This window comes from Halomonas aquatica (genome assembly GCF_040196335.1).
Taxonomy (GTDB): domain Bacteria; phylum Pseudomonadota; class Gammaproteobacteria; order Pseudomonadales; family Halomonadaceae; genus Halomonas; species Halomonas aquatica.
Genome location: NZ_JBEGCJ010000007.1, coordinates 36437 through 63266 on the forward strand (window position 1 = coordinate 36437; position 26830 = coordinate 63266).

Here is a 26830-nt window from a genome sequence, read left to right on the forward strand (position 1 = left end):
CGTCCACGGAATGTCGAACCGTTATGCGAAAGGTCTCAGGACTGCTGTTAGCCTCCGAGCGTCGCGCCATCACCGGGCTGGCCGGGCTCTATGCTACGCGCATGCTCGGGTTGTTCATGGTGCTGCCGGTGCTGGCCCTGTATGCCGATGACCTGAAGGGGGCCACGCCGCTGCTGGTGGGACTGGCGCTGGGTATCTATGGCCTGACCCAAGCGGTGTTGCAGATCCCCTTCGGGCTGCTCTCCGATCGCCTGGGGCGCAAGCCGGTGATCGCCGCCGGTCTCCTGCTGTTCATGTTCGGCAGCCTGGTGGCCGCCCAGGCCGACACCATCGGCGGGGTGATCCTCGGGCGTTGCCTGCAGGGCAGTGGCGCGGTGGCTGCCGCCATCATGGCACTGCTCGCCGACCAGACCCGCGAGCAGGTGCGCACCGCCGCCATGGCCACCATCGGGCTTTCCATCGGCGTGGCTTTCGCCGTGGCCATGGTGCTGGGCCCCTGGCTCGCCGCGGATGTCGGCCTGTCGGGCGTCTTCTGGTTCACCGCCGGCCTGGCGGTGCTGGGCCTGGTGGTGCTCTGGAAGCTGGTGCCGCCTGCGCCTCGCCGTGTGCGTCATCGCGACGTGGGCATGGACCGCGACCAGCTGCGCAGCATCCTGGTGCGTGGTGACCTGTGGCGCCTGGACCTCTCGATCTTTGCCCTTCACCTGGTACTCATGGCGATCTTCGTCGCCGTGCCCTTTCGGCTGGTGGACTCGGGCATCCCCGTCGAGCGCCATGGGCTGACCTATCTCGGCGTCATGCTGCTGGCCTTCGTGGCCATGGTGCCGCTGGTGATCATCGCCGAGAAGTGGCGTCGCATGAAGGCCATGTGCCTGTCCGCGATCACCGGCATCACCCTGAGCCTGTTCGGGCTGGCCGGCCTGGGAGAGGGTGTCTGGGCGCTGTTCGGCTGGCTGCTGCTGTTCTTCATCGCCTTCAACCTGCTCGAGGCCACGCTGCCCTCCATGCTCAGCAAGCTGGCGCCGGCAGGCGCCAAGGGTACCGCCATGGGCATCTACTCCACGAGCCAGTTCCTGGGCGCCTTCCTCGGCGGTGTGCTGGGCGGCTGGCTGTCCCAGCAGTGGGGGCTATCCGCGGTCTTCATCGGTTGCGGCCTGCTGGGACTGGCGTGGCTGGCGGTGATGGCCCGCATGGCGCCCCCCCGCCACCTGTCCAGCGAGGTGGTGGCGCTCGACGACAATGAACAGGATGATGCCCTTGATACACTGATGGCGCGTTTTGCCGACGTGGCCGGGGTGGAGGACGTGCTGGTCGTTCCCGAGGAGCGTCTGGCCTACCTGAAGGTGGACCGGCAGTGCCTCGATGAGCAGGCCCTGGCGCGTCTCACCGGTTCCGGGAATCACCACAGTCGCGCCTGAGCCGCGTATGATTCAGCCAGGGCGCCGTTCGACCGCCTTTCAACGCATTTCATGACAACAAGGAGTTCCTCATGGCCCGTGGCATCAACAAGGTCATCCTCATCGGCAACCTCGGCCAGGATCCCGAGGTGCGCTTCACTCCCTCCGGCACCGCCGTGGCCAACCTCAACCTGGCCACCACCGACACCTGGATGGACAAGCAAAGCGGCCAGCGCCAGGAGCGCACCGAATGGCACCGGGTCGTGCTGTTCAACAAGACCGCCGAGATCGCCCAGCAGTACCTCAAGAAGGGCAGCAAGGTGTATATCGAGGGCCGCCTCCAGACCCGCAAGTGGCAGGACCAGAACGGCCAGGACAAGTACAGCACCGAGATCGTCGCCAACGACATGCAGATGCTTGATGGTCGCGGTGACGGCGGCGGTCAGCAAGCAGGCATGCCCCCACAGGGTGGGCAGCCCCAGCAAGGGGGAGGCTTCGGCGGCAATCAGCCTCCTCAGCAGGGCGGCAACAACTATGGTGGTGGAAATCAGGGTGGTGGGAATCAGGGCGGTGGGAATCAGGGCGGTGGAAATCCTGGCGGTGGCCAGTCCCAGCGTCCTGCACAGCAGCCGGCCCCCCCGCAGCAGGGCGGCAACTATGGCGCCCCGGATCCGGGCAGCTTCGATGATTTCGATGACGAGATCCCGTTCTGACGTTGACCGGGGATTAGCCGAGGAGATGCCGTGAAGCTGCTGATTCTGGAGGCTGGCCACTGCCTGAGCCTGGCGATGGCCCGCGAGGCCAATCGGCGCAGCGACACCGAGCTCACCATCGAGCCGTCGCTGCAGGTCACGCCCGCGCTTCTCGCGGAGCTGCGCCCGGATGCACTGGTGATTCCACCCCTGTCCCGGCCGATCAGCGCCGAGCCGGCGGCCGTCACCTCGCATGCCGAGGCGGTCGAGGCCTGCATGGAGGCTTGTCGCGAGGCGGGTGTCCCGCTGGTGTGGTGTGTCTCCGACCAGCTCTACGAGGACGGCTTCGCCGTCCCCATCGAGGAGCACGTGATTCCCGAGCCCCGGGATGAGAGCCTGAGGCGGCTGGTTCGCACGGGAGACCGAATCCGGGCCGAGTATCCCCACCACCTGATCGTGCGCCTGGGGCCGCTGTTTGCCCTGGAAGGCAGCCACGCATGGCTGGGCGAGATGCTCGATACCTTCATCGATGGCGGCGAGGTGCGGGCGGAATCCGACGTGATCTTCTGCCCGACCTCGGCGGATGCCGTGGCCATGGCGCTGATCGGTATGCTGCAGCAGCAGCACTGCGGCGCCATCGCCTGGGGCAGTTACCACCTGGCCGGTACCGAGCCGGTGAGCGCCTACACCTTCGTCTCGATGGTGCGTACCCAGCTCGCCACGCGGCTGGAGGGTCTTGGCGAACGGGTAGAGCTGGGCAACGTCAAGGCGCTGAACCACCATCACGACCAGCCGCTGCGCCGGGTGCTGAACTGTCGGCGTGTGCTGGATGTGTTCGGGGTCCATCAGAAGCCCTGGCGCCTGGAGGTCGGCCGCATGCTGGATGCCTGGTGTCTGGTAAGGGAAGAGGAGTCGGTACAACGATGAATGTGATCCGCAGCCTGTTCTTCTATGCCGGCTACTTCCTGGCCATGCTCCTGAGCGGGCTGCTGCTGTTGCCCCTGGCGCCTTTTCTACCGCTGCGCTCGCGCTATCGGCTGCTGAATCTCTACAACCATGTGGTGATCGCCTGGTTCAGCATTACCTGCGGGGTCCGCTATGACTTCCGCGGTCGCGAGCATGTGCCCGAGGGGCCCTGCGTGATCCTCTCGAACCACCAGTGCGAGTGGGAGACCATCTACCTGCAGCTGATCAAGCCACCGGTGTGCACGGTCCTCAAGCAGGAGTTGCTGAATTTCCCGATCTTTGGCTGGGGGCTGCGCCTCCTGAAGCCGATCGCCCTGGACCGTTCCAGGCCTGCGAGGGCCATGAAGCAGGTGCTCATTCAGGGCAAGGCTCGCCTCGATGAGGGGCTGTCTGTACTGATCTTTCCGGAGGGCACCCGGGTGCCGCCGGGGGAGCGCCGCCGCTACAACAAGAGCGGCGCCGTGATCGCCTGCCGTGCCGGGGTGCCGGTGCTGCCGGTGGCCCACAATGCCGGCGAGCGCTGGCCGGGGCGGCATTGGGTCAAGAATCCGGGGCGCCTGTCGCTGGAGATCGGCCCCCCGATCGAGACCGACGGCCGCACGGCGGAAGCGGTGCTGGTGGACGTCGAAGCCTGGATCGAGGGACGCCTGACACAGATATCCGATGTGCCACGGCCAGCGAGCGAGCCTGCCCGAAAGACCCGTGAGCCGCCAGGCGAGTCGCAAGCGAATCCACCCATGAGGCCATAAACGAAGAAGGCGCCCCAAGGGGCGCCTTCTTCGCGTTCGCGGGTGCGAAAGTCCTGGGCGTCAGTCGCTGAACTTCTCCAGCACCAGGCAGGCGTTGGTGCCGCCGAAGCCGAAGCTGTTGGACAGCACGCGCATCACGTCGGCGTCGTCACGGCGCTCGGTGACGATATCGAAGCCAGCCGCCTGCTCGTCCAGCTGCTCGATATTGGCCGAGGCGGCGATGAAGCGATGCTCCATCATCAGCAGCGAGTAGATGGCCTCCTGCACACCGGTCGCCCCCAGCGAGTGGCCGGTCAGCGACTTGGTCGAGCTCATCGGCGGAGTTCGGTCGCCGAACACCTGGCGGATCGCCTTCAACTCGGCTACATCGCCCACCGGGGTGGAGGTGCCGTGGGTGTTGACGTAGTCGATGTCGCCATCGACCGTGGCCATGGCCTGACGCATGCAGCGGGCCGCGCCCTCGCCGGACGGAGCGACCATGTCGTAGCCGTCGGAGGTGGCGCCATAGCCCACCACCTCGGCATAGATCTTCGCGCCGCGGGCGCGGGCGTGCTCGAGGTCCTCGAGCACCAGCATGCCGCCGCCGCCGGCGATGACGAAGCCGTCACGGGCCTGGTCATAGGGGCGCGAGGCCTTCTCCGGCGTCTCGTTGTAGTGGGTCGACAGCGCACCCATGGCATCGAAGAGGCAGGAGAGGGTCCAGTGTTCCTCCTCGCCGCCACCGGCGAATACCACGTCCTGCTTACCGAGCTGGATCTGCTCGACGGCACTGCCGATGCAGTGGGCCGAGGTGGCGCAGGCCGAGGAGATCGAGTAGTTGACGCCCTTGATCTGGAACGGCGTCGCCAGGCAGGCCGATACGGTGCTGCCCATGGTACGGGTGACCCGGTAGGGGCCTACGCGGCGCAGGCCCTTCTCGCGCATGACGTCGGCGGCTTCGACCTGGTTGGCGCTGGACGCGCCGCCGGAGCCTGCGATCAGGCCGGTACGCTCGTTCGATACCTGTTCCGGAGTGAGGCCGGAGTCCTCGATGGCCTGGGCCATGGAAACATAGGCATAGGCGGCGGCATCGCCCATGAAGCGGCGCAGCTTGCGATCGATCAGTGCGTCCAGATCGATTTCGACACTGCCGGCCACCTGGCTGCGAAAGCCACGTTCAGCGTACTCTTCCTTGAAGCGAATGCCCGAGCGCCCGTTCCTGAGCGCCTCCAGAACCTGTTTTGCATCGTTGCCCAGGCAGGACACGATGCCCAGGCCAGTGACTACCACTCGTCGCATGGGAGCCTCCTGTTCAGAAATTCGCGGTGGAGGTGAACAGGCCGACGCGCAGGTCGTTGGCCTGATAGATGTCGCGGCCGTCGACGGCTACGGTGCCGTCGGCGATGCCCAGGATCAGGCGCCGGGTGATGATGCGCTTGATGTTGATGCGGTAGGTGACCTTCTCGGCCTCGGGAAGGATCTGGCCGGAAAACTTGACATCGCCGCAGCCCAAGGCGCGGCCACGTCCGGGGTGGCCGAGCCAGCCCAGGTAGAATCCCACCAGCTGCCACATGGCGTCCAGACCCAGGCAGCCGGGCATCACCGGATCCCCGGGGAAGTGGCATTCGAAGAACCACAGGTCGGGGTGGATATCCAGCTCGGCGATCAACTCGCCCTTGCCGTGATCCCCGCCTTCCTCGTGGATATGCATGATGCGATCGAGCATCAGCATGTTAGGGGCCGGCAACTGTGCATTGCCCGGACCGAACAGCTCGCCGCGCGAGCAGGCCAGCAGTTCTTCGCGATCAAAGGAGTGTTGCTTGGTCACTGAATCGTTCCGAGTGTCGAGATTGTTTTGTGCCGAAAGCGGCCTGTGGCCACTGGGCGGCTGTGCCTAGTCTACTGTCCACACTCGATGAATGCACGCCATGGGCGAGAGAAGTGGGAGTGGCCTCAGTGGGCTCGCACTGTGCCGGCCTCGGCACCGCCGAGATGGCGCGCCAGGATCAGGCAGATCAGTGCCCAGGCCATCGCCTCGGCGGGCAGCAGCCAGGGGGCGAGCTCGACTCCGGCCAGCCGGGCGCCGGCATAGTAGGAGAGCGGGCCGCTTGTGGCCCCCCCGAGCAGGGCCAGCCAGGGATATTGCCAGAGCCAGGCCAGCGAATGGTGGACCAGGGTGGCGAACAGCGGCCAGAGCAGCCACAGCCAGGGTGGCAGCACGCCGAGTGCCCTGGCCTCGTCACCGAAGGCGAAGCCTCCTGCCAGTGCCAGGCCGCCGTCGAACGCCAGCCCCAGCAATGCGAATCCAGCCAGCCATCGCCACTCCCCGGGGTGGGCCAGCCAAGCGAGATGCAGGGTGATGATCATCGCAACGGCCACGAGCCCGATCGTCGAGCCTCCCAGCACGCAGGCGAACCAGCCCGCCTGGAACGCGGCCAGGTTGTAGAGCATCCGGCCGGCGCCGGAGGATACGCCAAGGCTCACACGTCACCCGTTAGAGGTGACGGCCGTGCGCCGGGCTTGGCCAGCAGCAGCTGGCAGGTGCCGATGGTGCGCTCCATGAAGCCTCCCTCGCAGTAGCAGAGGTAGTAGCGCCACATGCGGATGAAGCGTTCGTCGTAGCCGAGCTTGCGCACCGTCTCGAGACTCGCCTCGAAGCGGTGGCGCCACTCACGCAGGGTCCGGGCGTAGTGCAGGCCGATCTCGTCCAGGTCGGTGATGTTGAGCGAGGTGTGGCGGGTCAGGCCGTCGAGGATGGCGCGGTGTGACGGCAGGAAGCCACCCGGGAAGATGTAGCGCTTGATGAAGTCCATCTCGCGCTTGGCCTCCTCGTAGCGCTGGTCGCGAATGGTGATCGCCTGCAGCATCGCCTGGCCGTCGTCGGTGAGTAGTCGGTCCAGGGTCGCCAGGTAGGTGCCGAGGTACTGGTGGCCCACCGCCTCGATCATCTCTACCGAGATCAGCCGGTCGAAGCGTCCCTCGAGCTCGCGGTAGTCCTGCTGGAGCAGGGTGATGCGATCGCCGAGCCCCTCCTCCTCGATGCGCCTGGCGGTGAAGGCGTGCTGCTCAGCGGAAATGGTGGTGGTGGTGACGCGGCAGCCGCGTGTCTTCGCCGCATGGATGGCCAGTCCCCCCCAGCCGGTTCCGATCTCCAGCAGGTGGTGGTGGGCCTGGACATCGAGCTTCTCCAGCATCAGGTCGAGCTTGTGGGTCGAGGCCTCCTCCAGGCTTGCCTCGGCATGGGGGAAGACCGCGCTGGAGTACATGCGGTGGTCGCGGTCGAGGAAGGTGGAGAACAGTGCATTGCCGATGTCGTAGTGGGCGGCGATGTTGCGCCGTGACCCGCGCAGGCTGTTGCGCTGCAGGCGGTAGAGAGCGCCCAGCAGCCAGCGGCCGAGGCGGGCGGTGCCGTTCTCCATCTCGCCGTTGACCCGTTCCAGGTTGGCGGCGAACAGGCGTACCAGGGCCACCGGGTCGTCGGCATCCCAGTCACCGTCCATGTAGGCCTCGGCGGCGCCCACGGTGCCACCCAGTGCCAGGCGTTTCCACGCCCGGTGGTGGCGGACCACCAGGGTCACCTTGAGCGGACCTCCCCGGCCCAGGCGGTGTCGTTGGTGACCGTCGATCAGGGTGATGTCCCCGCCTTCCAGGCGGTCAAGCTGGGCCAGCACCCGCGGCTTGAGCCAGCGAGTCAGTCGGTCGCCCTCGGGGGTCAGGGGGCGGGTGGTGGCGGAGCGAAGCGTGTTCACGACGAGCTCTCCTCACGGGAAGGGTGGTCTTGTCCGGGATGGTCTTGTCCGGGGTGGCCATAAACCGGGATGCGCTTGAGAAACAGCCGCAGCGCCTCGAAGTGGATGCCTGCCAGCGTCTTCAGGTTCATCCAGGGCTGGCGAGCCAGGGTGGCGAGCAGCACGCCGCGGGTCGCCGGGCGGCCCTGCAGGGTCAGGGTGGCATCGAAGTGGCGCTCGCCGTCCTTCCAGGCCTCCATGTGCATCGACAGCGATTCGCCGGGGGTGTCGAAGCGCCAGCGGTAGGTCATGTCCATGGGGTTGAAGGGCGAGACGTGCATGGCCTTGTCGAACTCGGCCACGTGGCCATGTGGCCTGGGCGCCACGGCGCAGGCATAGCGGGTCCGCTCCCCCCAGGGGGTGTTGCTGACCTCGCCGAGCAGGGCGCGCAGTTCGCCTCGGGCGTCGAAGGCATAGTAGAACGAGACCGGATTGAAGCCGAGCCCCAGGGTGCGCAGCTGGGTCAGCACGCAGATGCGCCCATCAGGGGCGCTGCCCAGTTGGCGCTCGAGCTCCTCGCGCACGGCCTGCTTGAGGGGGCGGTCCTGGGGGCCGAGGTAGTCCTCGCGGCGAAAGCGCGCCAGGGCCGGTCGCCGGGCACTGAAGGCGGGCACCTTGTCGAACAGCTCGGGTAGCTCGTCCAGGTCGAGCCAGGCCATCCAGACGTCATATTCGAAGGCGTGCGGACGCGGCAGGGAGCGGCGATGGTGCAGGCTGCCCCGATAGATCCGCGAACGCGGTGCGCGCATCATGCTGCGCTCTCCTCGGTCGCCGGCGATCGTGTCCTGGCCTTGACGTCACGCGGGGTGTCCTCGTCGCAGCCCAGGTCGCGGGCCACCCGCAGGGCGCTCCATACCCCGTCTTCATGGAAGCCGTTGCGCCAGTAGGCGCCGCAGAAGTGGGTGCGGTGTGTCGGCCCGGAGATCTCGGCATGGCGGGCTTGGGCCGTCTGGCCGGCGAGGGTGAACTGGGGGTGGGCATAGGTGAAGCGGCCCAGCACCTTGTCGGGGTCGATGGCGGCGCCGTCGTTGAGCGTGACGCAGAAGGTATGCGGGGCGTCGATGCGCTGCAGGATGTTCATGTCGTAGGTGACCGAGACCCGGGCATCGTCGCCGCGGCCATCGAGCCGGTAGTTCCAGCTCGCCCAGGCGCGTCGCCGGCGTGGCAAGAGACGGGTATCGGTGTGCAACACCACCTCGTTGTCCTGGAAGGGCAGGGCGCCGAGGATCTCGCCCTCGGCATCGCTCGGGTCCTCCAGCAGCGCGAGGGCCTGGTCGGCATGGCAGGCCAGCACCACCTGATCGAAGGACTCCACGCCGGCATCGCTGCGCACCTCGACCCGGTCGGCGTGACGGCGGATGCCGCGAATCGGGGTCGCCAACCGGATGCGCTCGGCATAGGGAGCGGTCAGCGCCGGTATGTAGGAGCGTGAGCCCCCTACGAGGGTGTACCACTGGGGACGGTCATTGACCGACAGCAGGCCGTGATGGCGGAAGAAGCGCACGAAGAACAGCAGCGGGAAGTCGCGCAGGTCGCGGATGCTCGCCGACCAGATGGCGGCTCCCATGGGCAGAAGGTAGCGGTGTTGGAAATCGGCGTCGTAGCCGCCGGCATCGAGCCAGGTCCCCAGAGTCATGGCCGGGTCCAGCCTGCCTTCCTCCAGCGCCCGGGTCGCCTCGCGGTTGAAGCGCAGGATATTGCTCAGCAGGCGGTGGAAGCTCGGGCGCAGCAGGTTGCGGCGCTGGGCGAAGAGGCTCGCCAGGGTGTGGCCGTTGTATTCGAAGTCGCGGGTCGTCTCGTGAACGGAGAAGCTCATCTCGGTGGGTTGGGCGGCGACGCCGAGGCGTTCGAGGAGGCGCTGGAAGTGCGGGTAGGTCCAGTCGTTGAAGACGATGAAGCCGGTATCGATGGCGTACTGCCGTTCCCCCAGTGTGACGTCCATGGTGGCGGTATGGCCGCCCAGGCGATCCTCGGCCTCGAAGAGCGTCACCTCATGACGGCTCGACAGGTACCAGGCGGCCGCCATGCCGCCGATGCCGCTGCCGATCACCGCAATGCGTTGGGCGGCACTGCGATGGGCATCACCCTGAGCATCACGCACGGGTTGGAAGGAGGCGGTCATGGGCGGGTCTCCTGGGGTGTGTCCTGTCGGGTCATGCGCAGCCCCAGGCGGTAGCGCAGGGACGCGGGCAGGATGCCCAGCAGTCGGACCAGCAGCGTGAAGCGTCGCGGGAAGTGGATGTCCAGGCGGCGTCTTTCCAGGCCGGAGAGGATCGTCTCGGCGGCCTCGTCGACGGTGACGCGCATGGGCATGGGGAAATCGTTGCGGTCGGTGAGCGGGGTCTTCACGAAGCCGGGATGTATCAGGCTGACCCCGATGCCTTCGCCTGCCAGGTCCAGGCGCAGCGATTCCATGAAGTGGCTCAGGGCCGCCTTGGAGGCACCGTAGGCCTCGGCCCTAGGCAGTGGCAGATAGGCCGCGGCGCTGGAGGTCGCGGCCAGCTGCGGGTGGCCACCCTCCTCCCGGGCCTGGCGCAGCAGCGGCAGGGCGGCATCAACGCAATAGACGGCGCCGAAGAAGTTGGGGGCGAAGACACGTTCGACGAGGTCGACATCGAAGTCGCTTGCGTCGAGATACTCGCAGGTGCCGGCATTGAGTATCGCCAGGTCCAGTCCACCGAAGGCCTGCCCCAGCCGCTCACCGGCCTCTCGGACGGCCTGACGATCCGCCACGTCGAGTGGCAGCATCAGAGCATTGTCGTGACCGGCGGCAAGTTCGGCCAAAGCCGAGTCGCTGCGGGCGCTCAGTGCGACCCTATGCCCCTGTTCGAGCAGGCGTTCGGCGAGCGCACGGCCTATGCCCGAGGTGGCCCCCGTCAGCCAGATACGCTGCCTGTCGCTCGCCTTCTTCATGCGCTGTCCCCATCCTCGGTGGCCGTCACCGGCCCAGTTGTCGCTTCACCAGTCGCACTGCACCGCCCAGCAGGGGCAGGCGTTCGTAGAGCATGGCGCCCACATCGAAGTAGTCCCTGTGCCTGGCTACCCTGCCATCCGATGCGAAGGTCAGGTGCGAGCATCCCTCCACCTCGACGCGGCGTCCGCCATCGAGCCTAGGATGCACCAGTTCCATGGTCCAGGTTACGAATGCCTTCTCGTCTCGCTGAAGGGTCTCGTGAAAAATGAAACCACACGATGTCACATTGTCGTACAGGTTCTGGAAATAGGCCTCCAGTGCCTCACGTCCCTCGATATGGTGCAGCGGGTCGGTGAAGATCACCTCGTCAGTGTATACCTCGAAAAGCCTCTTTGTACAGGTCTTGTCAAGCTTGTTGAAGAAGGCGCAGAAGGCCTCCAGGTCCGGTGTATTTTGCATTCAGGGGCCTCCCGCCATGCGTGGGTGGATTCACTCCGCCTTCAGGGCCTTGAAGGCTTCCAGGGCACGCGCCCGTGCGGCTCGGTGGTCGACGATGGGGGCCGGGTAGTCGACGCCGCCGAGCAGGTCGTTCGTGGGTGCGTGGCGGGCCTTCTTCGGCAGCCCGGCAAGTTCGGGCAGCCACTGGGCCAGGAAGTTGCCGTCGGGGTCGAAGCGTGTGGACTGGGTGGTGGGGTTGAAGATGCGGAAGTAGGGGGCGGCGTCTGTGCCGGTGGAGGCCGCCCATTGCCAGCCGCCGTTGTTGGCGCAGAATTCCCCGTCCACCAGGTGGCGAAGGAAGAAGGCCTCGCCGCGCCGCCAGTCGATAAGCAGGTGCTTGGTGAGGAACATGGCGGTGACCATGCGCAGCCGGTTGTGCATCCAGCCGGTGGCCACGAGCTGTCGCATGGCGGCATCGACGATGGGGTATCCGGTGCGCCCCTCGCACCAGGCCGTGAAGCTCGCCTGGTCATTTCGCCAGGCGAGTGCCTCGGTATGCCGCTGGAAGGCACGATGGCGGCAGACCCGCGGGAAGCCGACGGCCACGTGGTGGTAGAACTCCCGCCATACCAGTTCGTTGACCCAGGTCGTCAGCCCGGCGTCCCCCTCGGCCAGTGCGCCGTGATTCTCGGTGAGCACCGCCTGCAGGCATTGGCGGTGGGAGATCATGCCCAGCGCCAGATAGGGCGACAGCTCGCTGGTGCCATGAATCGCAGGGAAGTCGCGCTGGCGCTGATAGTGGCGTCCGCGGAAGCGCAGGAAGCGTTCCAGGCGGTCGGCGGCGGGGTCCTCGCCGGCGGGCCACAGGTGTGCATCGACCGGGGTGTCATCGAGGGGGGGCAGGTCTGGCAGGGGGTTGGATTCGATGGACAGGCGCGGCTGGGGCGCCGGGGTGTCGTGCAGGGCGATGCGCTCCGGGGTCAGCTTGCGGTGCCAGGCCTTGGCAAAGGGCGTGAAGACCCCGTAGTAGTCTCCCTTGCCGGTGAGCAGCTCCCCAGGGGCGAAGGCCACGGCGTCGTGGTGGCCGGTGGCCGTGAGGCCCGCCTGTTCGAAGGCGGCGATCACCGCGGCGTCGCGGCGCTGTTCGTCCAGCGGATATTCGCGGTTGAAGTGCAAGGCACGGGCCCCGACCCGCTGCGCGATGTCCAGCAGCGTCGCCGGGGCCTCGCTGAAGTCGCCGATATCGCGGTGCAGCAGCGGGATGCCGAGACCCGTCAGGCTGGCGTTCAGGGCCGCCACGCCGCGGCCCCAGAAATCGAGCTTGTTGGCGCCATGGCCGTGGCGCTGCCAGTGAGGAAGGCTGCGCAGGAAGACGGCCACCACGGGGCCTTTTCGGGCGGCCGCGGTCAGGGCGGTGTTGTCCTGGAGGCGCAGGTCGCTGCGGAACCAGACGAGCACGGGGGCAGGCATGGGCGGCTCCGGTTCAGCGGACGGGAAGTCTGGCCTGGAGGCGCTGCATGGCCTCGTCGAGATCATCCCCCAGCACATACACCCGAGTCTCCTCCAGATCGGCCTCGCGGATGCGTGCCATGGGGCCGCAGGCCATCAGCGGTACCTCGAGCTGCTCGGCCAGTCGTGGCAGCTGGCGCCTGACCAGATCGGCCTTCTCGGCCTTGCCACTGGCCATCAGCAGGCCGGCCGCCTGGAAGCGCTCCACCGCCAGCGGCAGCTCACTGGAGGGCAATGGGGCATCGAAGAGCTGGACGCGATAGCCGCGGTCGCTGGCGGCGAGTGCCGCAAGCAGGACCCATAGCGGAGAGGGGTCGTCCGGCAAGGGGACGATCAGCAGCACAGGGCCAGTGGCCAGCCGATTGGCATGCAGCAGCCGGGTCCCGATGCGGGTGCGCAGGAAGGCCTCCAGGGTACGGCGCTGCAGGGTGTCGCCCAGCTGGTCTCCCCAGCCCTCCTCGAGTTGGCGAACCACCGGCTGCCACAGTTCGGCCAGGCAAGTCGGGACCGGGTAGAGGGCCAGCGACTGGTTGAACAGCTCCTCCAGACGGTCGAGGTCGAGCGCCTGCAGGGCGTTGTTCAGCTGGCGACGTTGGCCCGCCCAGTCGCCGGCCGCCGGCGCCGGGGTCTCCGCCGTCTCCGGCTGGTCGAGCAGTTCGCGGACCTGGCTGACTGGCACGCCGCGATTGAGCCATTGCAGGATGCGCTCGACTCGCTCGATGTCCTCGCGGGCATAGAGGCGATGTCCCTTGGGGGTCCGCTGAGGCTTGATCAGGCCATAGCGACGCTCCCAGGCGCGCAGGGTGACGGAGTTCACCCCGGTCAGACGGGAGACCTCGCGGATCGGGTAGAGCGGCGTGTCGGCCGGGCGTCTTGGCTCGTCAGTCATGAGCGTGCCGACTCCCCTGCCTGCTCGGCGACCACAGCCGCCAGGGCTTCGACGAAGGCCGGGTGCTTGCCGACCGGTGGCAGCAGGGTCAGGTCGATGCCGGGATGGGCGGCGGTCAGCGCCTCGACCTGGCCGGGCACGTCCTTCCTGAGGTGGCGTCCGGCGGCGAAGAACAGCGGCAGGATCTCGGCACGCTCGACCCCGTCCTCCGCCAGTTCGGCCACCGTGGACTCGAGGGACGGCTCGCTGAGCTCCATGTAGGCCAGTCGCAGCGGTGTCGACAGGCGGCCGGTCAGGGCCTCGGCGAAGTGTTCGAAGGGCGCTCGCCAGTTCGGGTCGCTGGAGCCGTGGGCGAGCAGGATCAGGGCGTAGGACATGGAAGTCTCCGGTCGCGAAGGGGAGTCAGGGAGCGTCGGCCGCCAGGGCCTCGCCGAGATGGTGGCCGGAGAGCCAGGCGTCCTCGACCCGCGGCCCGCGCCAGCCATCGCCGCACAGCGCCAGGCCCGCGGGCGACCGGCGGTGGTCGAGGTTGACCGCCTCGCCGGCGGCGAAGACGTCCGGCTGGGCGTAGCGCCAGAGATGGGCCCCCAGGGAGGTCGATGCGGGCAGTTCGACGCCTGCCGGCAGGTGCTCGCGGAAGGCATCGAGCAGCCGTCTGGCGGCGGTCTCGGTGTCGAGGTCCAGATGTTCCTCGCTCCACTCCAGTCGTGCCAGCAGGCTCAGGCTCTCGCCCTGGCCGTGACGGCCTGGCTTGTGGTCGTTGCGGCTGACGAAGCGCAGCGGATCGCCGGCCGGCGAACGGCCAGGGTCTGCCGCCAGGCGTACCGCCTGCCAGTCGTCATCGACCCCCGGCAGGGACGGCAGCGGGGCATCGAAGCATGCCCATGCGGCCCAGCAGGGGCGCTGGATGATGGCCTCGCAGGCGTCCGCGAGGGCCGGCTCATGCGGCAGCAGCAGGGCCCGGGACTGGGGAGGCGGCGTGGCGATCACCACGCGATCGAAGGGGCCATGGCGTTCGTCGTGCTGATCCACCAGCCACCATTGTGACCCCTTGGGTTCAAGGCGTTCGATCCGGGTGCCGGAGACCACCTCGAGCCCCTCGGCGAGATGTCGGGTCACGGCGCTCATGCGGGGAACGCCGATGAGGCGCTCGACATCGTCCTGGTGGCGTTGCCAGCCCGATTCGCTCGCCTCCCATAGGGAGTCCGGCCAGGAGGCGACGACACCCGCCTTGCGCCAGGCGATCACCTGGCGGTGGAAAGACGGGTCGCGCACGCTGAAGAACTGGGCCCCCAGGTCGACCCTGGCATCCTTCAGGCGACGGCTCGACATCCGTCCCCCCGGGCTGCGAGCCTTGTCGAACAGGCGCACCGGCAGGTTGTGTGCCTTCAGGGCTAGTCCACAGGCGATGCCGGCGATGCCGGCACCGATGATGGCGGTGGAAGCGGGTGCGTGGGGCATGAGCATCTCGTGCAGTCAACGGCGTTCATCGCTAGACTAGCAGAAGTGTACAACGACTGTATAACTCATGGTGTCTTGTCATAACGGCTTGGGGAGGGATTCCGGATGCGTGTGCTGATCACGGGCGGCAGCGGTTTCGTCGGGCAGCGGCTCTGTCGGCGGCTGAAAGAGGCCGGACATCGCCTGCTGGTGGTGTCGCGGGAGCCTGACAAGGTGCGGGACCGCCTGCCGGAGGGCAGCGACATTCGCCGTTCGGTGCTGGATTTCGTCGATACTCCGCCGGATGCCATCGTCAATCTGGCCGGGGAGTCGATCGCCGGCAGGCGCTGGAGCGAGGAGCAGAAAGAGCGATTGATCGATTCCCGGGTCAACATCACCGGCGACCTGGTCACACTCTGCGAGCAGCTTCAGTCCACGCAGGGGCGGACGCCGAAGGTGATGGTCTCGGCCTCGGCCATGGGCTACTACGGCGACCAGGGGGATCGCGAGGTCACCGAGCAGACGCCACCCCACGACGAGTTCGCCCACCGCCTCTGCAAGCGCTGGGAGGATGCGGCCAGTGCGGCCGAGAAATTCGGCGTCCGGGTCGCCCTGCTGCGCATCGGCCTGGTGCTCGACGCCGGCGGCGGCAGCCTGAAGAAGATGCTCCCGCCCTTCAAGATGGGGTTGGGCGGTCGCTTCGGTGACGGCAAGCAGTTCATGCCCTGGATACATCGCGAGGATCTGGTCAGCGCGATCCTTTTCCTGCTCGAGCGCCCCGATCTGGAGGGCCCTTTCAACGGCAGCGCCCCCCACCCGGTCACCAATGCCGAGTTCACTCGCATCCTGGCGAAGCAGCTGGGCCGCCCTGCGCTGATGCCGATGCCGGCCATCGCCCTGGAGACCGCCTTCGGGGAGATGTCGAGGCTGCTGCTGACCGGCGCCGACATGCGCCCTGCGCGGCTGCTGGAGGCCGGCTTCGAGTTCCGCTTCCCGACCCTGGACAAGGCCCTGGCCGCTATCCTCGGCTGAGGCCATCCCGCTTTAGCCAACGGGCCCCGTCGGCGTCGCCGGCGGGGCCCGTGGGTCTTTAGGGGGGCAGTCGGCTGTCAGCGGGCGTCATCGCCCACCGTGACGATCACCCTCACCGCATCCAGACGCAGTCGACTGCCCTCGATGGCGGTGTCCAGCTCGGCGCGCTCATGGCGCAGCGCCTCGAGCTCATCCGCGCGCACCGCGGGGTTGAGACGCGAGAGGGCCTCGAGGCGGCTCAGTTCGGCGTCCAGCTCGGCGCGCATGCGCACCTGGGCGGCCTCGACGATGCTCGGCAGTTCCCGCTCGGCCTCTGCCTCGGCGCCGTCGAGCAGCTCGCGCAACTGGTCGTGGCGGCTCTTGATCAGGTCCCGGGCGACCGCCTTCTTGACCTTCTGCACCGCCTTGGAGAGGCCGGTGAAGGATATCTTGTCGGTCAGGTTGGCCCCCGACTCGTCGAGCAGTACCCGAACCGCCGTGGGCGGCAGGAAGCGGTTGAGGTGCAGGCGTCGGGGGGCCGGACAATGGGTGCGGAACACCAGCTCGACCATCAGCCGGCCGGCGGGGATGGCGGGGTGCTTGAGCAGGGCCAGCGCCGTGTTGCCCATGGCGCCGTCGAGGATCCGGCCCATCATCTCCCGCAGCAGCGGATGTTCCCAGGAGAGGCGCTGGACATCGTCCCGGGCCAGGGCACGTGCCCGGGAGTAGGTGGCCGAGAAGCCCTCTTCGCCCTTCACCAGGCCCGGCAGGCCGTCGAGCATCTGCGGGCTCGGCTGCAGGTGCAGGATGCCACCGCCCAGCTCCTGGCTGTCGACGCCGAAGATGTCCATCGCCTGATCCAGGTAGCGGCCTAGCGCTCGGTCGGCGTCGAGTTCCCGGATCGATTCGGTGACCGCCTCGGCACGCTCATGGCGGCAGGCATTCAGCTCGAGCAGGCGGTTGCGGCCGGCATCTCGCTCGGCCAGGCGTGCCTCGAACAGGGCACGGGTCTCCTCGATCACCTCGGCGAGGCTCTCGTCGTCGAGCAGGCTGTCGGCCAGGGTGTCGCCGAAGGCGGCGTGGATCTCGCTGCCCAGGCCATGGGGCGCGCTGAAGGCATCCATGCCCTGGTGGTACCAGCGCAGCAGCTTCTCGCCGGGGCTGCCGGCGAAGACCGGCACATGGATCTCGATGGCGTGGCGCTGACCGATGCGGTCGAGACGGCCGATGCGCTGCTCGAGCTGGTCCGGCTGCAGCGGCAGGTCGAACATCACCAGGTGCCGACAGAACTGGAAATTGCGCCCCTCGGAGCCGATCTCCGAGCACAGCAGCACCTGGCAGCCCTCCTCCTCGTCGGCGAAGGCCGCCGCGGCGCGGTCTCGCTCCACCAGCGAGAGGCCCTCATGAAACACCGGGGCGTGGTAGCCGCCGAGGACCCGCAGGCCCTCGGCGAGCCCCTGGGCCGTCTCTCGGTCATGGGCGATCACCAGCACCTTGTCGTCGGCGAAGCCCGCCTCGCCATCGTCGGCGAGGCGCTCAAGAAGCCAGGTCACGCGCGGGTCGAACTGCCACCAAGGCTCGGTGTTGAGCGGGTCCTTGGTGAGCGCCCGGTACATGGTGTCGGGGTAGATCAGGACGTCCGGGTGATCGAGGCCGGTCTCGATCAGCAGTTCGTCCAGGTAGTCCTCGTCGCGAGCCAGGCGGCGCAGTACCCGACGGTAGGGAGAGGGTGTCTCGAGTTCCGCGATGTGCAGGCGACGCTCCGGGAAGCCGCCCACATGGCGGCGGCTGTTGCGGAACATCACCCGGCCCGTGCCGTGGCGGTCCAGCAACTGGTCGCGCAGCTGGTCCCGGGCCGCGGCGCGCTGGTCGTCGCTGCGCTCCGGGTCGGCCAGGGTATCGAGCAGGGCCAGGCTGTCGGCCTCGTGGATCACCGCGGCGACCCGCTCGCGGTCGGCCGCCTCGCCGGGCAGGCGATCCAGGGCGTCGATCGCCTCGGCGACTTCCACATAGTGGGCCTCCTCCTCGCGGAAGGCCTCTAGGCTGTGGTAGCGGTCCGGGTCGAGCAGGCGCAGCCGGGCGAAATGGCTTTCGAGGCCCATCTGTTCCGGGGTGGCCGTGAGCAGCAGCATGCCGGGCACCTGCGCCGCCAGCCGCCCCACGCAGGCGTAGCCGGGCCCGCTCTGCTGCGGGCTCCAGTCCAGGTGGTGGGCCTCGTCGACGATCAGCAGGTCCCAGTCGCAGTCCAGAGCCTGCTGCTGGCGGTGAGGGTTGGCGAACAGCCAGTCCTGGCTTGCCAGTACCAACTGGCCGGTCTCGAAGGGGTTGGCATCGCCGTGGGCCTGGCTCTGCTGCTCGTCGAGCAGGGTGACCTCCAGAGCGAAGCGGCGCAGCAGCTCCACCAGCCACTGGTGAGTCAGGCTCGCCGGCACCAGGATCAGCGCCCGCTCGGCGCGGCCGGTGAGCAGCAGTCGGTGGAGGATCAGACCGGCCTCGATGGTCTTGCCCAGCCCCACCTCGTCGGCCAGCATCACCCGCGGGGCATGGCGGCGGGACACCTCGTCGGCGATATATAGCTGGTGGGGGATCAGGTCGATGCGCGGGCCGGCCAGGCCCAGCGCCGGGTTCTGCTCGATGCGCTGGAAATGGTGCAGGGTGCGAAAGCGCAGGTCGAACCAGTCGTTGCGGTCGACCTGGCCGGTGAGCAGCCGATCACGGGCCTGGTCGAACTGCATGGTGTCGGCGAGCCGCGCCTCGGGCAACTCGCACAGCTCGCCGGCGTCGTCCTCGCCGATGTAGACGATCAGGCCGCCGACTTCCTTGCTGTCATCGACGGTCATCTGCCAGCCCTCGGCAGACTGGATGCGGTCGCCACTGCCGAAGGCCACACGGGTCAGGGGCGCGTTGCGGCTGCTGTAGGTGCGGGTTTCCTGGCTGGCGCCGAAGAGCACGGTGACGCTGCGGGCGTCGATGTTGAGGATGGTGCCCAGGCCGAGTTCGGCCTCGCCGTCGCTGATCCAGCGCTGGCCGGGAGAGTAGTCGCTCATGGTGCCTCGGGGATGCTTGGGATCGGTTCGGTGCCGCTGGCCACACCCTGCCCAGCGGCGACAGGGCGCGGTATCTTACAGCAAAGCCCGACGCGGCTTAAGCATTCCAATGCCGATCAGCGCTCATCGAGCCATGACGAAAGGTGGGCACGGGTGATCTCGCCGACGTGCTGCTCCACGGCGCGGCCCTCGGCATCGAACAGCAGAGTGGTGGGCAGGCCCGGTGACTCGGCCAGCACCATCAGCTTCTGGCGCGGGTCGAGCAGGGCATGGCGGAAGTCGAGGCCCTGCTCGTCCAGGTAGCGCACCGCCTGCAGCAGCTCCTCGCCCTGGTTGACGATCACCACGCTCACGCCCTCTCGGGCATCGGCCTCGGCTAATATTGGCATCTCGCGCAGGCAGGGCGGACACCAGGTGGCCCAGAGGTTGACCACCACCCGCTCGCCGCTGAGCGAGGCCAGGTTCACCGTCTCGCCCTCGAGGTTCTCAAGGGCCAGGTCGGGCAGCTCGCGAAGGGCCATGCCGCCGCCCAGTGGCGCCACGGTCACCAGCGTCAGCCACATCAGTGAGGCGCCCAGCGCAAGGGCCATGCCCCCCAGCATCGCCCCCAGTCGGTCGCGCAGCGACCAGGCGGTCCAGATCAGCGCGGCCAGCAGCCCCCATAGGCCCTGGTAGCCGGGCTGCCAGAACTTGAGGATATCCAGCGGGGCCTCGGCATAGGCACCGGCGTTCATCAGCACATGGCCCAGGCGGGCGCCGACCAGCCAGGCCACGAGAAGGCCGTTGAACCAGCGCGCATGGCGCCGCCTGGGCAGGCCGAGGAGGAAGGCACTGGCCCCCAGCAGCGCCAGGGCGGCGAGGAAGGCATAAAGACGCGGCAGTGCGATCAGGACGGGCCCCAGGGCGATGGCATCCATGTCGTGGCGGTGACTCCCGTAAGGTCGGCGGCTGGTGCCGGACCGGTTACACTTGGCGAATTCGTTTCGCCAAGCCTACTGCCGGCGGGCAGGGCTGTCATCCAGCGGGAGCACTCATGACACGACCGGCCTTCGATATGCTGCGCGCCCTGGCCATCGCCAGCCAGGCGCTGGGGTTCATCCTGATCATCACCTTCGAGACCCTGATGGGGGATGCCGCTCGCCCCTGGCAGGGCTGGACACTGGCGGCCATGGTGGCGGCCGCCCTGTGGATCGCCCTGGTGCGGCTATACCGACGCAACAAGGCGCGCAAGTCGCTCAATTCTCGCAGTCGACACGAACACCGTTGATCAGACAGTCAGGCCTGGCCCACGGTCAAGCGTGGCCCCGTGCCACCTCTCGAATACCATCTCACGGAGCAATTCGTCCGTTCGTCAGTCAAGTTCGCCGATGGCCTCGCCAAGGGCGTTGATCAGCCGGTCGATCTCCTCGCGCTCGACGATGAAGGGCAGGCCGAGCTGGATGGTGTCGCCGCCATAGCGCACGTAGAAGCCCTTTTCCCAGCACTTCATGGCGATCTCGAAGGGCCTGCGGGCCGGCTCGCCGGGGTAGGGCTCGATCTGCAGGGCCCCGGCGAGGCCGTAGTTGCGGATATCGCTGACATGGCGACTGCCCTTGAGGCCGTGCAGGGCCTCCTCGAACACCGGGCTCATCTCCCGCACGCGGTCGATCAGGCGGTCCTGCTCCAGCACGTCCAGGGCGGCCAGGGCCGCGGCGCAGGCCACCGGATGCCCCGAGTAGGTGTAGCCGTGGGGAAGTTCGATCATGTAGTCCGGGCCGCCCTGCTCCATGAAGGTGTGGTAGATATCGCCCTTCACGATGACCCCGCCCATGGGCACCGCTCCGTTGGTCAACTGCTTGGCGACGTTCATGATGTCCGGCACCACGCCGAACTCCTCGGCGCCGGTCATCGAGCCCATGCGCCCGAAACCGGTGATCACCTCGTCGAAGATCAGCAGGATGTCGTTGGCATCGCATATCTCGCGCAGCCGCTTGAGATAGCCCACCGGCGGCGGGATCACTCCGGCGGAGCCTGCCATGGGCTCGACGATCACCGCGGCGATGTTGGAGGCATCGTGAAGGGCGATCAGCTCCAGCAGCTCGTCGGCACGCTCGGCCCCTCGCTCCGGCATGCCGCGGGTGAAGGCATTCTCCTTGAGCAGGGTATGGGGCAGGTGGTCGGCATCGATGCCCTGGCCGAACAGGGCGCGGTTGGCGCCGATTCCGCCCAGGCTGATGCCACCGAAGTTGACGCCGTGATAGCCCTTGGAACGACCGATCAGCTTGGTCTTGGTCGGCTGGCCCTTCTTGCGCCAGTAGGCGCGGGCGATCTTCAGCGAGGTGTCTGCGCTCTCGGAGCCTGAGCCGGTGAAGAAGACGTAATCGAGGCCCTTGGGGGTCAGTTCACGGATTCGGTGGGCCAGCTCGAAGGCCTTGGGATGGCCATACTGGAAGGGGGGAGCATAGTCCAGCTGGCCAAGCTGCTGGTTGACGGCCTCGGCGATCTCGGGGCGGCAGTGTCCTGCGCCGCAGGTCCACAGGCCGGAGAGGCCATCGTAGATCTGGCGACCGTCGGCCGCGGTGAAGTAGCTGCCCGCGGCGCCGACGATGATCCGCGGGTCGCGCTTGAACTGGCGGTTGCCGGAGTAGGGCATCCAGTAGGCATCCAGCTGCTCTTCGGTGAGGCCCGCGGTCTGCTGGTGAGAACGATCTGACATGACAGCACCCTCCGAGGTCATCGTCTTGTCGGTGGTGGAACAGGAGCAGCGTGGCGCAGCATGGCGATAAGTTAAATCTAGTCTTGTTGAATTTCATGTAAGCGTTAGCTTAACTTTTGTGCATGTCAGGCATAGGCTTCGAGAGACACCACCGCGAGGGGAGGCAGGCGATGTCACGTCGCAAGGAGGCACTCACGGGACAGCTCGGTGATGCGGACCTGCGGCTGTTGCGGATCTATCGCAAGGTCGTGGAATGCGGGGGGTTCTCGGCCGCCGAGGTGGAGCTGAACATCAGCCGTGCCGCCATCAGCATGGCGATGAACGACCTGGAGACGCGGTTGGGACTTCGGCTGTGCCAGCGTGGCCGCAGCGGCTTTGCCCTGACCGACGAGGGCGCCGAGGTCTATGAGGCCACGCTTCAGCTGCTGGCGGCGGCGGAGGGGTTTCGTACCCGTGTCAACGGCCTTCATGCCTGGCTCAAGGGTGAGCTGAACATCGGCATCACCGACAACCTGGTGACCATGCCGGAGATGCACATCACCGATGCCCTCAGCGCGCTGAAGGACCGCGGCCCGGACGTGCGCATCAACATCCGCATGATCCCGCCCCACGACATCGAACTCGGCGTATTGGACGGCCGCCTGCACACCGGGGTGGTTCCCTCGATCAAGACCCTGCCAGGGCTGCACTACCTATCGCTCTACGAGGAGACGTCGCGGCTCTACTGCGCCTCCGGCCATCCGTTGTTCGAGGTCGAGTCGGTGACGGACCCGCAACTGGCAAGCAGCGATGCCGTGACTCCGGCCTATGCTCAGAGCCCGGAGATCAAGGCCCTGCATGAACCCCTCAAGGCCACCGCGTCGGCCACGGACCGGGAGGGCATCGCCTTCCTGATCCTCTCCGGGCGCTTCATTGGCTACCTGCCGACGCATTTCGCCGAGCACTGGGTGCGTGACGGCAGGCTGCGCGCCCTGAACCCGGACACCTGCCGCTACGTCACCGGATACAGCGCCATCACCCGCAAGGGAGCCCCGCCCAACCTGGTACTGGAAAGCTATCTCGAGGAACTGGAGCAGCGCGTGGAGGACGGAGTCAATCCTCCGTGCCGGTGATGGGCTCGCGGGTGTCGGACGTTGCTCAGGGTGTCGGTGGGTATATCGGTATTTGCCGAAATGGTGGCAGCGTCTAGTCTTTAAGGTAAAGGGCCGGCCGAGGCCCCTTTTTCCAACCGCACAGGACCGAGACCCTTCATGTACCAGTCAATCCTTGTTCCGATCGATGGCTCCCCCCATTCCGAGAAGTCCCTCACCATGGCGGCGCAACTGGCCCGCAGCACTGGCGCTACGCTCCATCTTATGACCGTGGTTGAGTTTCCCCCCGACAACCTCGGCCTGTTTCTCGGTGGCACCCCCGAACCTTTCACCGAGGAGGACCGCGAGAAGCTGGCGGCCGACATGAAGCAAGATGGCCACAAGGTTCTCGAGCAGGCCCACGCCAAGGTCGACCTCTCGGGCATCGAGGTCAAGGACGTGTTGCGCCAGGGTCAAGCGGCCTCGCTGATCACCGAAGAGGCCGAGGCCCTCGGCGTCGATGCCATCATCATGGGCAGTCGCGGAGTGAGCGACATGCACGGCATGGTCTTCGGCAGCGTCTCCCACAAGGTCAGCCACACTGCCGCCTGCACCGTCATCACCGTGACCTGAGGGGCCTTCGCCCCTTTCCCTTCAGGCCCTGTTTCTCTCCGCCCCGTTCTCCCTGAGCCCGCCGACAGCCATCACGCCGGCGGTCTGTCGTGGTGCCACCACGCTGCCCTCGACTCCCGACACCCTCTTTTCTCCCGACAGTGAGTCATTCTGCTGTCGATAAGCCCCCAGGGAGTTCCCGCGTTGGTCGGCAGCGGTCTACCTTCCCTGATCGACGACATCGCCACCATCCTCGATGACGTCTCGCTGATGACGTCTCGCTGATGACGAAAGTGGTGGCGAAGAAGACCGTCGGCTTGCTGGGCGACGACCTGGCGCGGTGTCAGTCTGATGATTATTTACCCGTTAGGAGGGGGGTGAAAACAGTCAATGGCTCTCAAATGGCGCCCCGGGCTGGGCGCCTTCGCTGTGCCTGGCCTTCTGATGATTTTTCGACCAGTACGCGCGCGGGCGTCACGTACTCCCTTCACGCACCAGTCAATCACTCACCAGCCAAGGCGCCCGCATGGGCGCTTTATATGTTGGCAAATGTTCGCTTTACGGATGGGAGGCACTCTGCGCGGCACTGCTTCGTCAACCTGGTTTATTTTGGTGGAATCATGGCAGTCGATTGCCATGGTTTTTGCCAGCCATGCAAATGTATTTGTATAAATAAATAAACGGATAATTTCCGGCTAGGGAGAGTTTTTTGACGGTATAAAAAGGGGGAAAGGGGCCTTCAAAGGCCTGCAGAGACGCCCAGAAAAAATATCCGGTTTATTGAAATAGCTTGACTTGTTCTAATTTGAGTATAAATTTGCCCAGGCAGCACGGGGATTTCTTTGCCTCCTTTGCTGGATATTCCAACTAAAACGAAACCAGCATTGAGGAAAAACACATGTTGATCAAAACAACACTTATTGCCGCCGCCGTGGCCATTGGCCTGACCGGCGCTGCCATGGCCATGGCAGACGGGGCCAAGGCGCCCACAATTTTGGATGATCAGGCTCTTGATGTCGTAATCGCCGGAACAAGTAATCCAGTTGGTGCCCTTGAATCAGTTGTCGTTGAGCTCAACGACTCCGATGCATTATTTCTGACCACCCCCAATCTATGCAGCGATGGGAACCCATGTAGCGACACTCTTTATTACGGGAATCCAGCACTTGACATGACGTATGGGGGAGATGCCTGCGACGGTAGTGAGGACTGCAACAAGCATCCCGTTTTCTACACGACGATCGGTGGCGACCCCGAAGAGATAGACACCAATGGAGCAACCCCTCCAACATACGCTCCTGCAGCTGAGGTGATCGAATTTGGAGTATTGCCTCTTTTTTGATTAGCCCGTTTAGCCCCATTTAGTCTATTAACAACCTAGTGTGGGGATTAAGCTCAGGCAATTACGTCCGGAAGGGCAACGCACGCGCGCATTCAGTGCCTCAGAGTGTGTGAGTGTATCTACACTATATGCCCTAACGTCGAACGTACATTTCGAACCGGGAGGAGCCTGACTGCTCCTTCCGGTTTCGCTGATAAAGCCGGGTTGCACGTTCGACGACCTTCCTGATCGACGTTCTGGCGACTGACAAACCCAAATCCATAGTCTACTGGTGGTTCTGGGCGATCCGCCTTCAGAGACATCAGATGCGATTTTTTCCTGTAACTATCTTGATAACTGCCTTCGCTATGGCCCTGTCGCACCCACAGGCGAGCCATGCCGGCCCAGTCGTGTCGCTCAAGGAAATCCGCGAAGCAGGCGTCGTGGTGCAGCAGTGGGACACAAGCTGTGCCGCCGCCGCCCTTGCCACCGTGTTTACCTATACCTTTGACGATGCGGTAACCGAACGGGAGGTGGCGACCGGAATGCTGAAGTTTACCGAACCGCTCAAGGTTCGGTATCGGGGCGGGTTCTCGATGCTCGACATGAAGCGCTATGCCCAAGAGCGCGGCTACACCGCCACCGGCTTCCGCGACCTGAGATTCCAGGATGTCCGCTATTTCGACGCGCCCATCGTCGCCGTCGATTTCTATGGTTACAACCACTACGTCGTCTTCAAGGGGCTGACGCCCGAGGGCGAGGTCCGGCTTGCCGATCCGGCTTATGGCAACCGCACCATGAGCCGCGAACGCTTCGAAAATGCCTGGATCGACGGGATTGCCTTTGTCATGTTGGAGAACAATAAATGAGAGCATTACCCATTCTGGTATGTGCGCTCGTGCTGGCGGGGCCTGCCGCCGCAGAAACGGTGCAAGAGCTCCAGGCGCAACTGGACGCGCAGGTCCGCATCAACGAGTTGTTGAAGCAACGCATTCGCACGCTGGAGGGCGAAGCGCAGGCCGTCGCGGTGGCGGCACCTCCTGCCATAGCGGCACCTGCACCGGCACGCGCCGCCGATGATCCCGATGAGGCCCGCGCGCTGGAGCGTGCGCTTGTGCGCGAAGGCATCGCCGTCCTGCCGCCCGGCAGCTATGAGATTGCGCCCGGCATCGGCTGGACACATTCCGCCAGCGGCTCTGATACCTACAGCGCGTCCCTCGATGGTCGCATGGGGCTGCAGGGCGGCTGGATGATCGGGGCCGGCATACCCTTCCTGAAGCGGGACACGTCCCTTGGCGGAAACTCGGGCCCGGGTGACGTGTCCGTCTCTGTGTGGAAGGAGATTTGGGCGCAGGACGGAACACGGCCTTCGCTGGTCGCCAATCTCAGATACAGGGCGCCAACAGGCAAGGATTTCACCGAGACAGACATACCACTGGGCAGCGGGTTCCACCGGTTGCGCGGCGGACTATCCATGTCCAAGTCCATCGATCCCGTCGCGTTTTACGGCGGCCTGTCCTACACCCGCACATTCGCGCGCACTGTCTATGGGAGGACGGACCTGCGATACGGGGATGCTCTCGGTGGGAACGTCGGCACCTCGCTGGCAGTCACGCCCGAGATTTCGCTCAGCACGGGCGTGGGTGTCTCCTTCAATCAGGAACTCGAGGTCGATGGGGTCAAGGTTCCGGGATCTGATTCCACGGTTGCGAGCGTCAACCTGGGCGCCGGTATCCTGCTGAACAAGGACTTGTTCCTGAACATATCCGGCGTCTTCGGTGTCACCGATGAAAGCCCCGACTTCGGTCTTGGCGTTTCGCTTCCAATGCGGTTCTAGCCGTTTTATGCCAGATCCGGCGTTGGCGTAACGGGGGCACTGAAAAGTGCAGGAAGACGAACTCTGAACCGAATGGATACCGTCAAGAGGAAAAAGACACTCACCAACGCCCCAACCGCTTCCCCGCATGCAAGCGGTCCGCAACTTACCCGTTGGCAGTCGTGCCGTAGGTTTGAATCCTGCCACCTTTGGCAGATTTCTGACCCGCACGACACTTGCCTGGTGACCATCCGGCACTCTCAAGTCGCCCGGTAGCCGTCCTGGCTTTTGTCCTCACAGCGGCGGCGAATCACTACTCGGTTTCTATTGGCCAGCGCCAGCATGATGAGAATTTTTACGTTCGCGCGTGGATCGCAGCAATAGGTACGCACCGGGTACGCAGCATTGGTACGCACTCAGGGATGTAGGCAAAGGTTCATATGCTGAATGCGTCAGCAAGCTTAATATGCGTGAAGGTGCGTGAAGGTGCGTGAAGG

Annotated in this window: 26 protein-coding genes; 11 read left to right on the forward strand and 15 right to left on the reverse strand. The window is 66.0% G+C overall.

Going from position 1 to position 26830, the window contains the following annotated elements; all coding sequences use genetic code 11:
- Positions 1 to 23 precede the first annotated feature (23 nt).
- From ABE960_RS14340 to ABE960_RS14355, 4 genes are all read left to right on the forward strand, one after another.
- Positions 24 to 1418: an MFS transporter gene (locus ABE960_RS14340; protein WP_349762976.1), complete on the forward strand. Its 1395-nt coding sequence runs from the start codon at positions 24 to 26 to the stop codon at positions 1416 to 1418.
- A 71-nt stretch (positions 1419 to 1489) separates the two neighbouring features.
- A complete protein-coding gene (ssb, locus tag ABE960_RS14345) occupies positions 1490 to 2110 on the forward strand; it encodes a single-stranded DNA-binding protein (RefSeq protein ID WP_349762977.1) in 621 nt (206 codons plus the stop codon).
- A 30-nt stretch (positions 2111 to 2140) separates the two neighbouring features.
- Positions 2141 to 3016, forward strand: coding sequence for a sugar nucleotide-binding protein (locus ABE960_RS14350; protein WP_349762978.1), 876 nt, complete (start codon positions 2141 to 2143; stop codon positions 3014 to 3016).
- On the forward strand, positions 3013 to 3804 hold the full coding sequence (locus ABE960_RS14355) for a lysophospholipid acyltransferase family protein (protein ID WP_349762979.1): 792 nt from the start codon (positions 3013 to 3015) through the stop codon (positions 3802 to 3804). The genes ABE960_RS14350 and ABE960_RS14355 overlap by 4 nt, the downstream gene beginning before the upstream one ends.
- A 60-nt stretch (positions 3805 to 3864) precedes the next feature.
- Here ABE960_RS14355 and fabB read toward each other — a convergent pair whose 3' ends face one another.
- The 12 genes from fabB to ABE960_RS14415 form a co-directional block, all read right to left on the reverse strand.
- Positions 3865 to 5082 carry a beta-ketoacyl-ACP synthase I gene (fabB, locus tag ABE960_RS14360; RefSeq protein WP_349762980.1) on the reverse strand — a complete coding sequence of 406 codons (1218 nt, stop codon included), beginning with the start codon at positions 5080 to 5082 and terminating at the stop codon, positions 3865 to 3867.
- 13 nt (positions 5083 to 5095) lie between these two features.
- On the reverse strand, positions 5096 to 5611 hold the full coding sequence (gene fabA, locus ABE960_RS14365; protein ID WP_349762981.1) for a 3-hydroxyacyl-[acyl-carrier-protein] dehydratase FabA: 516 nt from the start codon (positions 5609 to 5611) through the stop codon (positions 5096 to 5098).
- 125 nt (positions 5612 to 5736) lie between these two features.
- The gene (locus tag ABE960_RS14370; protein ID WP_349762982.1) at positions 5737 to 6267 is read right to left on the reverse strand and encodes a DUF2878 domain-containing protein; all 531 of its coding nucleotides are present in this window, start codon (positions 6265 to 6267) and stop codon (positions 5737 to 5739) included.
- A complete protein-coding gene (locus ABE960_RS14375; protein WP_349762983.1) occupies positions 6264 to 7532 on the reverse strand; it encodes a class I SAM-dependent methyltransferase in 1269 nt (422 codons plus the stop codon). The genes ABE960_RS14370 and ABE960_RS14375 overlap by 4 nt, the downstream gene beginning before the upstream one ends.
- On the reverse strand, positions 7529 to 8323 hold the full coding sequence (locus ABE960_RS14380) for a DUF1365 domain-containing protein (RefSeq protein ID WP_349762985.1): 795 nt from the start codon (positions 8321 to 8323) through the stop codon (positions 7529 to 7531). Before ABE960_RS14380 ends, ABE960_RS14375 begins: the two co-directional genes overlap by 4 nt.
- Positions 8320 to 9693 (reverse strand): NAD(P)/FAD-dependent oxidoreductase, encoded by a 1374-nt coding sequence (locus tag ABE960_RS14385; RefSeq protein WP_349762986.1) that lies wholly within the window; start codon positions 9691 to 9693, stop codon positions 8320 to 8322. The genes ABE960_RS14380 and ABE960_RS14385 overlap by 4 nt, the downstream gene beginning before the upstream one ends.
- The gene (locus ABE960_RS14390) at positions 9690 to 10484 is read right to left on the reverse strand and encodes an SDR family NAD(P)-dependent oxidoreductase (RefSeq protein ID WP_349762987.1); all 795 of its coding nucleotides are present in this window, start codon (positions 10482 to 10484) and stop codon (positions 9690 to 9692) included. Before ABE960_RS14390 ends, ABE960_RS14385 begins: the two co-directional genes overlap by 4 nt.
- Before the next feature lie 25 nt (positions 10485 to 10509).
- Positions 10510 to 10944, reverse strand: coding sequence for a nuclear transport factor 2 family protein (locus tag ABE960_RS14395; protein ID WP_349762989.1), 435 nt, complete (start codon positions 10942 to 10944; stop codon positions 10510 to 10512).
- A gap of 30 nt (positions 10945 to 10974) precedes the next feature.
- Entirely contained in the window at positions 10975 to 12393 is a 1419-nt protein-coding gene (gene phrB / locus ABE960_RS14400; protein ID WP_349762990.1) for a deoxyribodipyrimidine photo-lyase, read from the reverse strand.
- 13 nt (positions 12394 to 12406) lie between these two features.
- Positions 12407 to 13321, reverse strand: a complete 915-nt coding sequence (locus ABE960_RS14405; RefSeq protein ID WP_349762991.1) for a MerR family transcriptional regulator — start codon at positions 13319 to 13321, stop codon at positions 12407 to 12409.
- A complete protein-coding gene (locus ABE960_RS14410) occupies positions 13318 to 13698 on the reverse strand; it encodes a sirohydrochlorin chelatase (RefSeq protein ID WP_349762992.1) in 381 nt (126 codons plus the stop codon). The genes ABE960_RS14405 and ABE960_RS14410 overlap by 4 nt, the downstream gene beginning before the upstream one ends.
- A 25-nt stretch (positions 13699 to 13723) precedes the next feature.
- Positions 13724 to 14782, reverse strand: coding sequence for an NAD(P)/FAD-dependent oxidoreductase (locus ABE960_RS14415; RefSeq protein WP_349762994.1), 1059 nt, complete (start codon positions 14780 to 14782; stop codon positions 13724 to 13726).
- Positions 14783 to 14887: 105 nt separating this feature from the next.
- Here ABE960_RS14415 and ABE960_RS14420 point away from each other — a divergent pair, with 105 nt between their 5' ends.
- On the forward strand, positions 14888 to 15793 hold the full coding sequence (locus ABE960_RS14420; protein WP_349762995.1) for a TIGR01777 family oxidoreductase: 906 nt from the start codon (positions 14888 to 14890) through the stop codon (positions 15791 to 15793).
- Between the two features lie 77 nt (positions 15794 to 15870).
- Here ABE960_RS14420 and rapA read toward each other — a convergent pair whose 3' ends face one another.
- Together rapA and ABE960_RS14430 are read right to left on the reverse strand one after the other, a co-directional pair.
- Positions 15871 to 18819, reverse strand: a complete 2949-nt coding sequence (gene rapA / locus ABE960_RS14425) for an RNA polymerase-associated protein RapA (RefSeq protein ID WP_349762996.1) — start codon at positions 18817 to 18819, stop codon at positions 15871 to 15873.
- Between the two features lie 116 nt (positions 18820 to 18935).
- Positions 18936 to 19736 carry a redoxin family protein gene (locus ABE960_RS14430; protein ID WP_349762997.1) on the reverse strand — a complete coding sequence of 267 codons (801 nt, stop codon included), beginning with the start codon at positions 19734 to 19736 and terminating at the stop codon, positions 18936 to 18938.
- Between the two features lie 116 nt (positions 19737 to 19852).
- Here ABE960_RS14430 and ABE960_RS14435 point away from each other — a divergent pair, with 116 nt between their 5' ends.
- On the forward strand, positions 19853 to 20086 hold the full coding sequence (locus ABE960_RS14435; RefSeq protein ID WP_349762998.1) for a hypothetical protein: 234 nt from the start codon (positions 19853 to 19855) through the stop codon (positions 20084 to 20086).
- Positions 20087 to 20170: 84 nt separating this feature from the next.
- Here the strand turns inward: ABE960_RS14435 and aptA are convergent, their stop codons facing one another.
- A complete protein-coding gene (gene aptA / locus ABE960_RS14440) occupies positions 20171 to 21514 on the reverse strand; it encodes an omega-aminotransferase AptA (protein WP_349762999.1) in 1344 nt (447 codons plus the stop codon).
- 170 nt (positions 21515 to 21684) lie between these two features.
- Here aptA and ABE960_RS14445 point away from each other — a divergent pair, with 170 nt between their 5' ends.
- The 5 genes from ABE960_RS14445 to ABE960_RS14465 all read left to right on the forward strand — a co-directional run bounded on the left by ABE960_RS14445 (position 21685) and on the right by ABE960_RS14465 (position 26354).
- Positions 21685 to 22626, forward strand: a complete 942-nt coding sequence (locus ABE960_RS14445; protein WP_349763001.1) for a LysR family transcriptional regulator — start codon at positions 21685 to 21687, stop codon at positions 22624 to 22626.
- A gap of 138 nt (positions 22627 to 22764) precedes the next feature.
- Positions 22765 to 23217 carry a universal stress protein gene (locus ABE960_RS14450; protein WP_349763002.1) on the forward strand — a complete coding sequence of 151 codons (453 nt, stop codon included), beginning with the start codon at positions 22765 to 22767 and terminating at the stop codon, positions 23215 to 23217.
- 877 nt (positions 23218 to 24094) lie between these two features.
- Entirely contained in the window at positions 24095 to 24538 is a 444-nt protein-coding gene (locus ABE960_RS14455; protein WP_349763003.1) for a hypothetical protein, read from the forward strand.
- Positions 24539 to 24843: 305 nt separating this feature from the next.
- Positions 24844 to 25386, forward strand: a complete 543-nt coding sequence (locus ABE960_RS14460; RefSeq protein WP_349763004.1) for a C39 family peptidase — start codon at positions 24844 to 24846, stop codon at positions 25384 to 25386.
- A complete protein-coding gene (locus tag ABE960_RS14465; protein WP_349763005.1) occupies positions 25383 to 26354 on the forward strand; it encodes a transporter in 972 nt (323 codons plus the stop codon). The genes ABE960_RS14460 and ABE960_RS14465 overlap by 4 nt, the downstream gene beginning before the upstream one ends.
- Positions 26355 to 26830 lie beyond the last annotated feature (476 nt).

What these genes read in the sequence shown, in the direction of transcription:
- ABE960_RS14340 (WP_349762976.1), top strand. Translation starts at nt 24, where the DNA reads ATGCGAAAGGTCTCAGGACTGCTGTTAGCCTCCGAGCGTCGCGCCATC.
- ssb (WP_349762977.1), top strand. Translation starts at nt 1,490, where the DNA reads ATGGCCCGTGGCATCAACAAGGTCATCCTCATCGGCAACCTCGGCCAG.
- ABE960_RS14355 (WP_349762979.1), top strand. Translation starts at nt 3,013, where the DNA reads ATGAATGTGATCCGCAGCCTGTTCTTCTATGCCGGCTACTTCCTGGCC.
- fabB (WP_349762980.1), bottom strand. Translation starts at nt 5,082, where the DNA reads ATGCGACGAGTGGTAGTCACTGGCCTGGGCATCGTGTCCTGCCTGGGC.
- ABE960_RS14380 (WP_349762985.1), bottom strand. Translation starts at nt 8,323, where the DNA reads ATGATGCGCGCACCGCGTTCGCGGATCTATCGGGGCAGCCTGCACCAT.
- ABE960_RS14385 (WP_349762986.1), bottom strand. Translation starts at nt 9,693, where the DNA reads ATGACCGCCTCCTTCCAACCCGTGCGTGATGCTCAGGGTGATGCCCAT.
- ABE960_RS14390 (WP_349762987.1), bottom strand. Translation starts at nt 10,484, where the DNA reads ATGAAGAAGGCGAGCGACAGGCAGCGTATCTGGCTGACGGGGGCCACC.
- ABE960_RS14395 (WP_349762989.1), bottom strand. Translation starts at nt 10,944, where the DNA reads ATGCAAAATACACCGGACCTGGAGGCCTTCTGCGCCTTCTTCAACAAG.
- phrB (WP_349762990.1), bottom strand. Translation starts at nt 12,393, where the DNA reads ATGCCTGCCCCCGTGCTCGTCTGGTTCCGCAGCGACCTGCGCCTCCAG.
- ABE960_RS14405 (WP_349762991.1), bottom strand. Translation starts at nt 13,321, where the DNA reads ATGACTGACGAGCCAAGACGCCCGGCCGACACGCCGCTCTACCCGATC.
- ABE960_RS14410 (WP_349762992.1), bottom strand. Translation starts at nt 13,698, where the DNA reads ATGTCCTACGCCCTGATCCTGCTCGCCCACGGCTCCAGCGACCCGAAC.
- ABE960_RS14415 (WP_349762994.1), bottom strand. Translation starts at nt 14,782, where the DNA reads ATGCCCCACGCACCCGCTTCCACCGCCATCATCGGTGCCGGCATCGCC.
- ABE960_RS14420 (WP_349762995.1), top strand. Translation starts at nt 14,888, where the DNA reads ATGCGTGTGCTGATCACGGGCGGCAGCGGTTTCGTCGGGCAGCGGCTC.
- rapA (WP_349762996.1), bottom strand. Translation starts at nt 18,819, where the DNA reads ATGAGCGACTACTCTCCCGGCCAGCGCTGGATCAGCGACGGCGAGGCC.
- ABE960_RS14430 (WP_349762997.1), bottom strand. Translation starts at nt 19,736, where the DNA reads ATGGATGCCATCGCCCTGGGGCCCGTCCTGATCGCACTGCCGCGTCTT.
- ABE960_RS14435 (WP_349762998.1), top strand. Translation starts at nt 19,853, where the DNA reads ATGACACGACCGGCCTTCGATATGCTGCGCGCCCTGGCCATCGCCAGC.
- aptA (WP_349762999.1), bottom strand. Translation starts at nt 21,514, where the DNA reads ATGTCAGATCGTTCTCACCAGCAGACCGCGGGCCTCACCGAAGAGCAG.
- ABE960_RS14445 (WP_349763001.1), top strand. Translation starts at nt 21,685, where the DNA reads ATGTCACGTCGCAAGGAGGCACTCACGGGACAGCTCGGTGATGCGGAC.
- ABE960_RS14450 (WP_349763002.1), top strand. Translation starts at nt 22,765, where the DNA reads ATGTACCAGTCAATCCTTGTTCCGATCGATGGCTCCCCCCATTCCGAG.
- ABE960_RS14455 (WP_349763003.1), top strand. Translation starts at nt 24,095, where the DNA reads ATGTTGATCAAAACAACACTTATTGCCGCCGCCGTGGCCATTGGCCTG.
- ABE960_RS14460 (WP_349763004.1), top strand. Translation starts at nt 24,844, where the DNA reads ATGCGATTTTTTCCTGTAACTATCTTGATAACTGCCTTCGCTATGGCC.
- ABE960_RS14465 (WP_349763005.1), top strand. Translation starts at nt 25,383, where the DNA reads ATGAGAGCATTACCCATTCTGGTATGTGCGCTCGTGCTGGCGGGGCCT.